This window comes from Fusibacter sp., from assembly GCF_057447755.1.
On the sequence record NZ_JBVBZF010000119.1, the window covers coordinates 1 to 10,414 of the forward strand.

Below are 10,414 nucleotides of genomic sequence, written 5' to 3' on the forward strand. Positions count from 1 at the left end.
GAAATGCCATTTGATATAAACAAAACACCTGGTGTATGTGGTTTCTTGTCTGAAGAAGCTAGAGTTGATCCACTGGCATTACGGTCAATGGATGCAAATTTTTCAGTAGTGGCATTGGGTAAAAATGCAAAGTTTTTTACGGAGGGCGAAATATATGAGTCCTTCGGCATCGGCAGTTTTTGGGATCGATTTATGGCGTCAGATGGCATTATTTGCAACCTTAACTTTGACTCGGGATCCACATTTATCCATTATGTAGAAAAACAGTTGAAAGTGCCTTATCGTTATGATAAAGGATTTGTGGGTGACCTTATTGATACTGAATCTGCTAGAAGAGTGACTTTTTATCATTTTGTTTATGATTATGATAAACCACAGAACGAACCGGATTTTCAGAAGTTTCATGAACTAATGATAAAGGCTGGTCTGGTTAAAGTGGTCAAGCTTGGAAAAGGCATTATAAACGTGGTCTCATCTCGTCAGATGTACACCTTTATTAAAAGCGAAATAAAACGAAATCCTGAGTTGTTAATAAGGGGAAGTCAGAGTGAGGTGAGAGAATAGTGTTTGAAAAAGTAGGTAAAGAAATGTATACCTTGGCATCTGAGCTATTTCCCATTTGCAGAAGTATCACAGGTGATGGGGTTCGAAAGACTTTTGATATTCTAAAAACGCATATTCCTCTAAGGACTTTTGAAGTGCCTAGTGGTACACAGGCTTTTGATTGGGAAATCCCAGAAGAATGGAATATCCGGGATGCCTATATATTAAACGAAAAAGGTGAAAAAATAGTTGATTTCAAAAAAAATAACCTTCATGTGATGGGTTATTCAATTGCTATAGATGAAGTTGTTACTAGGGAGGTTCTCCTAGAACACCTATATTCATTACCACAACAACCTAATGCGATCCCTTACATCACATCATATTATAAGAAGAGATGGGGATTCTGCGTGACAGATGAATTTAAACAAGCCTTGAGTGATGACCATTATAGGGTGTTTATAGATAGTGAACATAAAAAAGGTCATTTAACTTATGGAGAGGTATTGATACCAGGTCAACAAAAAGAGGAAATATTTATATCAACATATATTTGCCATCCTTCCATGGCGAACAATGAGTTATCAGGCCCTGTATTAGCAACATATCTTATAAAATGGTTGCTTTCCCAAAAAAGGCGATATTCATATAGAATCGTATTTGTTCCTGAAACGATTGGATCAATCACCTATTTAAGTCAAAATTATATGGATATGAAAGCCCGAGTAATTGCAGGTTTTAATTTAACATGTGTAGGTGATGATCGATGTTATTCATATTTGCCATCACGTAAAGGTGATACACTTTCCGATCGAATTGGCGAGATGATGATGAGATATACAGATTTAAACTATAAGAGGTATTCGTATCTAGATCGTGGTAGTGACGAAAGACAGTACTGTAGTCCTGGGATTGACTTGCCAGTAGTGAGCTTGATGAGAAGCAAATATGCTGAATATCCAGAATACCATACATCACTTGATGACTTAAGTGTGATTTCTGAAGCAGGTTTACAAGGCAGTTTTGAGCTCCATAAATCATGCATTGAAGTTATTGAAGCAAATAGGCATTATAAAATTAAATGCTTTGGTGAACCTCAGCTTGGAAAAAGAGGGCTATATCCTACCTTGAGCACAAAAGAATCAGGTGAACTTGTTAGGGATATGATGAATGTAATTGCCTACTTAGATGGTGAAAATGATATTATTGATATTAGTGAAATAACGGGTGTTAATCCTTTAAAAGTAATTTCGATTATCAATACATTGAATGATAATGATCTCATAGAAGTGAAATCATAAATTTATAATTTGGAGAAAAATATGGTAATAGCAATAATTCAAGCAAGGATGGGTTCAACAAGATTACCTAACAAGGTGATGATGGATTTTGTAGGAATGCCCAACTTATATCATGTGGTAAATCGTGTTAAAAAGAGCAGTAGGATTGATAAGGTAGTGGTTGCAACAACTGTGAATACAAGTGATGATAAAATTGAAGAATTTTGCAAGTCCAATCAGATTCTTTTTTTTCGAGGAAGCGAAAAAGATGTGCTAGATCGATTTTATCAATGTGCTTTATATCATGGTGGCTCTAGTGGTGATAGATTGGTTAGAATTACTGCAGATTGCCCTCTTATTGATGCGAGTATTATTGATGAAGTTATTAATCTTTCACTTGAAGGAGATTATGACTACGCATCAAATGTAGAACCGCCTACTTTTCCCGATGGTTTAGACACTGAAGTGATCAAATTTGAAGTGATAAAGAAGGTATGGGAAGTCGCTACATTAAAATCTGACAGAGAACATGTGACCACTTATATACGTAATAGTGAAGCAATGTTTAGAAAAGCTAATTTTAAAAGTGAAATTGATCAATCTGATTTAAGATGGACCTTGGATGAATATGAAGATTATGAATTTATACGATTAATCTATAATCATTTATATCCAGTTAAACCAGACTTTTTAAAGGAAGATATTATTCAATACCTAAAGGAAAATCCTAAAATCTCTGCAATCAATAGTAAGTTTTTTAGAAACGAGGGACTTATTAAATCGCTTGAAAACGATTGATTGAATTAAAAGTGGGGCAGAATGAAAAATAAACTATGTCTTGGAACGGTTACTTTTGGACTGAATTACGGGATCAATAATAAATCTGGAAAGCCTTCTGATGATGTTGTTTTTGATATACTTGATTTGGCATATAAGCATAATATCAAGTATTTAGATACGGCATCTGCATATGGTAGCTCTGAATTAATCTTGGGTGCTTATCAAGACAAGCATAGGGATCAAAATTGCTTTAATATCATTTCTAAACTTCCTCCAAAAATGGAAATTGAAAATTCTAGAAATATTAAAGCTGAAGTCTTTAAGGCAGCTGAAGCTTCCTTAAAAAAACTTAATTTAGATAAGCTTAATGGTTATATGTTACACAATTCAGAACACCTATATCAACTAGAAATTATGGAAGCCTTATATGATTTGAAAGTGGAAGGCTTAGTTGACCATATTGGCGTATCAATATATGAACCTGAAGATGCAATCTATGCAGTTGAGAAAGGTTTAGTCGATTATATTCAAATTCCATATAATGTGTTTGATCAAAGATTGGATCAAACTGATTTTTTCAAGCACACAAAAGACAGGGATATAAAAGTATTTGCCAGAAGCGCATATCTACAGGGCCTATTGATGATGAATATTGATGAAATTCCGGGTTATTTAGATATTGCAAAACCTTATGTTAAGAGATTTGAAAATATAGCAGACCAGTATGGACTTGATCGTGCTAAAGTGGCTGTACAATATGTTTATCAAAATGAAAATATTGATTTCTGGGTGTTTAGCGTGGATAATGTAAAACAGCTACTTGAAAATATAGAAATTATCAATTCTGAGCCTCTTGAAGAGGCTTGTATAGATATTTTGAAAAAATCATTTAGGACAATTGAATCAAAAATTTTAATGCCAAATTTGTGGCGATAATGAAAGGAAGTGCTTTAGATGGCAAATAATAAATTTGAAAGAAGCGATGCACTCTTAAAAGAGGCTATAAAGGTAACGCCTATAGGTTCACAAACATATTCAAAGAGCTTCCGATATTTTTGTGAAGGAATCTCACCTTCTTTTATTGAAAAAGGCGAAGGTGCTTATTTATGGGATGTTGATGGTAATAAGTTCTTGGATTTTGTATGCGCACTTGGACCAATCACGATTGGATATAACGATAAAGGTATAAACGAAGCCATTATAAAACAGCTTGATAAAGGGATTATATTCTCACAACCAGCTGAAGTTTCAGTGAGGTTGGCTCAAAAATTGGTTGAAATTATCCCATGTGCAGAGATGGTTAGATTTGTAAAAAACGGATCTGATGCAACATCATCAGCAGTACGTCTCGCGAGAGCATTCACAGGTAAAGAAATCATCTTGGCTTCGGGTTATCACGGTATGCAGGATTGGTATATTGGATCTACAAAGAATAATAAGGGAATTCCTAAAGCAGTATGTGAACTTACGAAAGCATTTGACTACAATAATCTTGACCAACTTGAAACACTATTAATGAAACACAAAGACCAAGTGGCAGCGGTAATATTAGAACCGATTCAGGGTAACGGACCAGATGATGGTTATCTGGCAGCAGTAAGAGCATTAGCTCATAAATATGATGCGCTCTTAATCTTTGATGAAGTTGTATCTGGATTTAGATATGCATTAGGTGGTGCTCAGGAACTTTATAATGTGAGACCAGACCTAGTGGCATTTGGTAAGGGAATGGCAAATGGGATGCCAATTTCTGCTGTAGCTGGTAGAAGTGAAATTCTAGAACTCATTGGATCAGAGGGTGTTTTTATTTCGACAACCTTTGGTGGTGAGACGCTTTCTATGGTTGCTGCGCTAGAGACGATAAAAAGATTAGAAGCAAAAGAGAGCTATGAACATATATGGGAACTCGGTGAAATGATGTTAAATGGCATTAAAAATCTTATCGATCAATATGAACTACATGGTGTAGTTGAATCATATGGGTTGCCACCACATTGCGGCGTTGTATTTGAAGGCGCAGGCAACTTGGATTATTTAGAGGTAAGTTCAGTATTCCAACAAAGAATGGTCCAGGAATCTATATTGACTGTTGGAATCAACAATATTAACCTTTCTCACACAAAAGAAGATATTCAGCTTTATTTAAATGCAGTGGATTTGGCATTTAAAGATATTAGAACGGCAATTAAAGAGGGAACCGTTGAAAATATCATGAAGGGTAAGTTAATCAACCCTATATTTAAGAGAAACCAATAAAGAGGTTCGCATGAGTAAACAAGATAGAGCATGTATATTTGATGAAAAGGCTTCAAGAGCATATATCATAGCGGAAATGTCTGCTAACCATGGTGGACGACTAGAGGATGCCTTTGCTATTATGAGAGCGGCCAAAGAGAGTGGTGCTGATTGTATCAAAATTCAAACTTATACACCTGATACGATTACGATTGACTCTAATAAGCCATATTTTCAAATTGAAGAAGGCTTGTGGGCAGGCGAAAATCTTTACGCATTATATGGGAGAGCCTTTACGCCATGGGAATGGCATAAAGCAATCTTCGATGAAGCCAAAAGACTTGATATGGATATCTTATCAACACCTTTTGATAAAACTGCAGTTGATTTTCTAGAAGAATTAGGCATAGAATTTTATAAGATAGCCTCCTTTGAGGTGGTGGATATTCCATTGATTAAGTATGTGGCCTCAAAGGGAAAACCCATGATTATGTCAACAGGCATGGCAACTCTCGGTGAAATAGAAGAAGCTGTGAACGCGGTTTTTGAGATGGGTAATAGAAATCTTTGTCTCTTAAAATGTTCAAGTGCCTATCCAGCTAGGCTTGAAGATATGAATTTAAAGACCATGGCAAATCTTTCTGAAGCCTTTAAAGTCCCAGTGGGATTATCTGATCATTCTATGGGAAGTGCCGCACCAGTAACTGCTGTAGCATTGGGTGCCAAGGTCATTGAAAAACACTTTTGCTTAGATCGAAAGGTAGAGACCGCTGATTCTGCTTTTTCAATGGAACCCGCTGAATTTAAGGAAATGGTTGATCTTATTAGGCAGACAGAGGCCGTTTTGGGCGAAGTGAAGTATACGATTTCAGAAAAAGAAGCAAAGAGTCGTGTCTTTAGAAAATCGATTTTTGTTGTAGCAGATATCAAGGCAGGTGAAACTTTAACTGAGGAAAATATTCGGGTTATTAGACCTGCGCATGGGTTAAAGCCAAAATATTATGAAGCTGTTATTGGAGAAAAAGCGGTTTGTGACCTTGAAAGAGGAACGCCATTGAGCTGGAAACACATAAAATAGAAGTGGATTAGAGGGGAACAATATGCAAAACGTAATTATCAAAGCTGATGCAAGTGAAACAATTGGATTTGGACATGTGAAGAGATGTCTGACGCTTGCAAGGGCATTTAGGGGTGATAATTTTTATGTTCGATTTTCAGGAGAAAACCAATTGACAAAACAACTTGTCGAACAGGCTGGGTTTCCCTTTATCCATATCGATGACACGGATGATTTCTTATCGTTATTAATAGATGAAAAAGTGTCTGTTGTCATCGTAGATACTTATGAGATAACAGCGTCATACTTACAAAATATTAAAACATTGGTTCCTATACTGGCATACGTGGATGATTTGTGTGCTTTTGATTATCCAGTAGATATTGTTATAAACGGCAATATTAATGCAGACTTGTTACCCTATCCTAAAGGTTCCAGTAAGAAATATTTGTTGGGTCCAAAGTATAATATGATCAGCGAGGTCTATGCCGGTTTACCAGCTCGAAATGTTTCTTTAAATGTTGAGAAAATAATGATTACTACTGGTGGAACAGATAATCATAATTTAACAGAAACTCTAATTCATTGGATTAGAGGAGTGAAGGCATTTGATCAAATAGAACTTCATGTGGTTATTGGAGCAGGTTTTAAAAATAAAGATGCACTACTAGCCCTTAATAGTCGTAATATAGTACTGTATGAAAATTTGAATGATTTATCAAGCCTAATGAAAAAGGCAGATCTTGCAATTTCATCCTCAGGAAGCACACTATATGAGCTATGTGCATCAGGCGTTCCGACACTATCAATCATTATTGTTGATAATCAAGTTGAAATTGCGGATCAGATGGATAAAAGTGGCCTTGTAAGGTGTGTGGGCTGGTTTAATAAACTAGAGAAAGATAAGTTCGTCAATGAACTTAAATCACTATGTGATGATTACGATATGCGCAAAATAATGGTGAATCGCCAGCAATTATTATTAGATGGTAATGGCGCGTGGCGTATTGTTAATGAAATTAGAGACATTTTAAATGCTTTTAAAATAGAAAAGGGGGATTCTAATGCCTAATAAATTTATACCTTATGGAAGACAGTGGATTACTGAAGATGATATTGATGAAGTTGTGAAAGTGTTAAGGTCGGATTTTTTAACAACAGGTCCTAAAGCAGCAGAGTTTGAGCAGGCATTTTGTGAATACGTAGGTGCAAAATATGCAGTCGCGGTTTCAAGTGCAACAGCAGGACTCCATATTGCATGTTTAGCAGCAGGGATTACAGAAGGTGATGAAGTAATTGTCCCGCCAATTACTTTTGCAGCCACTTCAAATTGTGTGCTTTATTGTGGAGGAACGCCAGTTTTTGCAGATATTGATGAGAAAACTTATAATATTTCTGTAAAAGAGATTAGAAATAAAATCACCTCTAAAACAAAAGCCATTATTCCAGTTCATTTTACTGGACAACCATGCGAGATGGCTGAAATTTATAAACTTGCTGAAGAATTTGACCTTTTAGTGATTGAGGATGCTTCGCATGCTGTTGGGGCGGAATATCGCGGTGAAAAAATTGGGAAAAAATCATATATGGCAATTTTTAGCTTTCACCCAGTCAAACATATCACGATGGGTGAAGGCGGTATTGTAACGACAAATGATTTGAATCTTTATAGGAAATTACTTAAATTCAGAACACATGGCATTACACGAGATATAGACTTGATGGAAGCCAAAGATGCTGGTCCATGGTACTATGAACAACAAGATCTTGGCTATAATTACAGAATTACGGATTTTCAGTGTGCTTTAGGAATTAGTCAGTTAAAACGCATAGAAACCATTCTTGAAAAAAGACTTGATATCGTAAAAATATACGATGAAGCTTTCAAAGATTTTGATGGGATTGTCATTCCCTTTCAAAATGAATATGTGAAATCAAGCTGGCATATCTATGTGATCCAACTGGACCTTGATAAATTGACAGTAGATCGAAGAGTGATTTTTGAGGAGCTTAGGGCATGTAATTTAGGCGTCAATGTACACTACATTCCGGTTTATTATTTCCCATACTATAGAAATTTGGGTTATGAGAAAGGACTCTGTCCTGTGGCTGAAACCCTATATGAGTCAATTATTACGATACCTTTGTTTCCAACAATGTCTAAAGAAGATGTTGACTATGTAATTCAATCCGTTAAGAAATGCATCAAAAAATACATTAAATGAGGAGAAGCTATGGAGAAGGACAAGAACATGGAAGAACGCGTAAAAGAACTCTTAAGTGTTATGGAGGAGAGTTTATTTCATGCCATTCAAATGCTTGATGAGGGCAAAATAGACAATGCAATGTGGATGCTTAGCGATTTTATAGAGAGCTATGATAGTGTTCATACTTCTCTTGCAACAATTTATTCGGATTCAGATTTTTTAAATTTGGATATTCTAAAGAAAGACTTGTCAGAAAGTCTTATCGATATCATGAACATCTTCGATGGACCAGAGCGTGAGAAAGCGAAAGAATTTCTGCAAAATGTTGTATTAAAAAAATACAATGCTTGGCGAAGTGAAGCTGAGAACATATTATCGGGATCAAGAATACACTAATATCTTCAATGTTAAAAAAAACATTTTAATTCACTTCATTTTTTCTAAGGAATGCCGATATATATGATATAAGGATTGTATGGAATAGGTGGTGAAAAAATGAGTGATACATTAAGATTATCTGGTTTGGCTTCTGGTATTGACACGGATTCAATGATTCAGAAGCTCTTAAAGGTTGAACAAGTAAAGGTTGATAATGTCAAAAAGGACCGTGATTATACAGAATGGCAGCGTGAAGATTATCGAGAAATCAGTACCTTACTAAGTAGCTTTCAGAGCACGTATTTTGACTATTTAAATAGCAGTACAAATTTGAGATCTAAAACGGCATTTAATGTTTTTTCAGCTAGCGCAAGTATTTCGGGGACAGCTACCACAGCAGTTAGTGTTAGTGCTTCAAGTTCTGCCACTAAAGGAAGTTTTACAATTGGTAGCGTTACTCAACTGGCAACCAAGGATAAATATGAATCCGGTAGCGAAGTAGTATCTAATGTTAAGACAGGCACTTTATCCAGTATTTCCAATATTAATAGTAAAATTGATCTTAATAATAAATTGACCTTTGAGTTTGATGGGGTTAAAAAGACCATCGAATTAAGTACAACAGATTATGTAAATAATACAGCTCTGGCGACTCAGTTGACAACACATCTTAAGGAAGCCTTTGGAAATGTTGATATTACTGCTGAAGTCACAGGTGCAGGCCTTGATGAGATTGAGTTTAAGATTTATAAAAAAGGTACAACAACTGAAGAACCTGGTCATACTTTTACAGTGGGTTCTACGAACTCAGAACTCTTGCAAGCGATTAACTTGACTTCGGGCGATAGCAATGTAGTTAATTTAAACAGATCTTTAAGCCAAATGTTTGGTACATCAGGAGATTCTTCTTTAACAATAAACGGAGAAACCTTTACCTTTGCTGATACGACATCCATAAGTAAGGTGATGGATACCATTAACAACAGTGATGCAGGTGTATCTATTTCTTACGACAGCTATAATGACAAGTTTACAATGTTGGCAAACGATTATGGTTCAAATGGAGATATTTCTGTAACAGATACAAGTGGTTTGTTGGCAAACTTCAAGTTGGCTGGTGGTACTGAAGCACATACGGCATCCCAAAATGCTATTTTTGAGATTAATGGTGTATCTACTACAAGATCTACAAATGAGTTTGAATACAATGGCACAACAATTACCTTAAATGAAATTCCAACAGGTGCTGTCAATGTAAATATAGATGTTGATACCACTGGCGTTAAAGATATGATTGTCAAGTTCGTAGAAAAATACAATGAAGTATTAAAGACAATTAATGATAAAATTTATGAGACTAAGAGTTATGATTATAAGCCACTAACAGCTGAAGAACGTGATGCTATGAGTGAGAAGGAGATTGAGAACTGGGAAAAACAAGCTCGAAAAGGGACTTTAAGCAATGACCCTACATTAAAAAGCATCACAACAAGTTTAAGACAAGCCCTATATGAGTCTGTTGAGGGCTTGGGAATTACACTTTACGATTTGGGTATTCAATCTACCTCAAATTATAAAGAGCAAGGCCAGCTCACGATAAACGAGGCTAAACTAGATAAGGCACTTAAAGAGCGACCAAATGAAGTAATCGCTTTATTCACTACAGAATCAGATGTGGACTATACAGATACTGCAAATCGTTCAACTAGATATAAGCAGAATGGACTTGCAAACCGACTTAACGATATTATTCAGAATAATATCAGAATTACAAGTGACAGCGATGGCAGAAAAGGATACTTGATCGAAAAAGCGGGTCGTACAACTGGTGTAGATGTAAGCAGTGATTTAGCTAAAAAAATTGCAACCATGGATGAAAAAATTGATAGATTACTTGAACTTTTAAGCGATCATGAAGACAATTACTATTATCA

The 10,414-nt window shown here is 35.7% G+C and carries 10 protein-coding genes; all 10 read left to right on the top strand.

All coding sequences use genetic code 11. The features are described 5' to 3' along the window. The coding region (locus AC220I_RS13100; RefSeq protein WP_486724293.1) for an AAC(3) family N-acetyltransferase at positions 1-564 on the top strand (564 nt) is incomplete at its 5' end. Beyond that, entirely contained in the window at positions 564-1,844 is a 1,281-nt protein-coding gene (locus AC220I_RS13105) for a DUF4910 domain-containing protein (protein WP_486724294.1), read from the top strand. The genes AC220I_RS13100 and AC220I_RS13105, both read left to right, overlap by 1 nt. A gap of 21 nt (positions 1,845-1,865) precedes the next feature. Next, a complete protein-coding gene (locus AC220I_RS13110) occupies positions 1,866-2,621 on the top strand; it encodes a cytidylyltransferase domain-containing protein (protein WP_486724295.1) in 756 nt (251 codons plus the stop codon). A 21-nt stretch (positions 2,622-2,642) separates the two neighbouring features. Beyond that, the gene (locus tag AC220I_RS13115; protein ID WP_486724296.1) at positions 2,643-3,539 is read left to right on the top strand and encodes an aldo/keto reductase; all 897 of its coding nucleotides are present in this window, start codon (positions 2,643-2,645) and stop codon (positions 3,537-3,539) included. Between the two features lie 18 nt (positions 3,540-3,557). Beyond that, on the top strand, positions 3,558-4,859 hold the full coding sequence (locus AC220I_RS13120; protein ID WP_486724297.1) for an aspartate aminotransferase family protein: 1,302 nt from the start codon (positions 3,558-3,560) through the stop codon (positions 4,857-4,859). A gap of 10 nt (positions 4,860-4,869) precedes the next feature. After that, the gene (gene pseI, locus AC220I_RS13125) at positions 4,870-5,916 is read left to right on the top strand and encodes a pseudaminic acid synthase (RefSeq protein ID WP_486724298.1); all 1,047 of its coding nucleotides are present in this window, start codon (positions 4,870-4,872) and stop codon (positions 5,914-5,916) included. Between the two features lie 22 nt (positions 5,917-5,938). Continuing rightward, the gene (pseG, locus tag AC220I_RS13130; RefSeq protein ID WP_486724299.1) at positions 5,939-6,967 is read left to right on the top strand and encodes a UDP-2,4-diacetamido-2,4,6-trideoxy-beta-L-altropyranose hydrolase; all 1,029 of its coding nucleotides are present in this window, start codon (positions 5,939-5,941) and stop codon (positions 6,965-6,967) included. Beyond that, positions 6,960-8,120: a UDP-4-amino-4,6-dideoxy-N-acetyl-beta-L-altrosamine transaminase gene (pseC, locus tag AC220I_RS13135; RefSeq protein WP_486724300.1), complete on the top strand. Its 1,161-nt coding sequence runs from the start codon at positions 6,960-6,962 to the stop codon at positions 8,118-8,120. The genes pseG and pseC overlap by 8 nt, the downstream gene beginning before the upstream one ends. Positions 8,121-8,129: 9 nt before the next feature. Next, positions 8,130-8,498: a DUF8042 domain-containing protein gene (locus AC220I_RS13140; protein WP_486724301.1), complete on the top strand. Its 369-nt coding sequence runs from the start codon at positions 8,130-8,132 to the stop codon at positions 8,496-8,498. Positions 8,499-8,597: 99 nt separating this feature from the next. Further along, on the top strand, positions 8,598-10,414 hold a 1,817-nt coding region (gene fliD / locus AC220I_RS13145; protein ID WP_486724302.1), incomplete at its 3' end, for a flagellar filament capping protein FliD.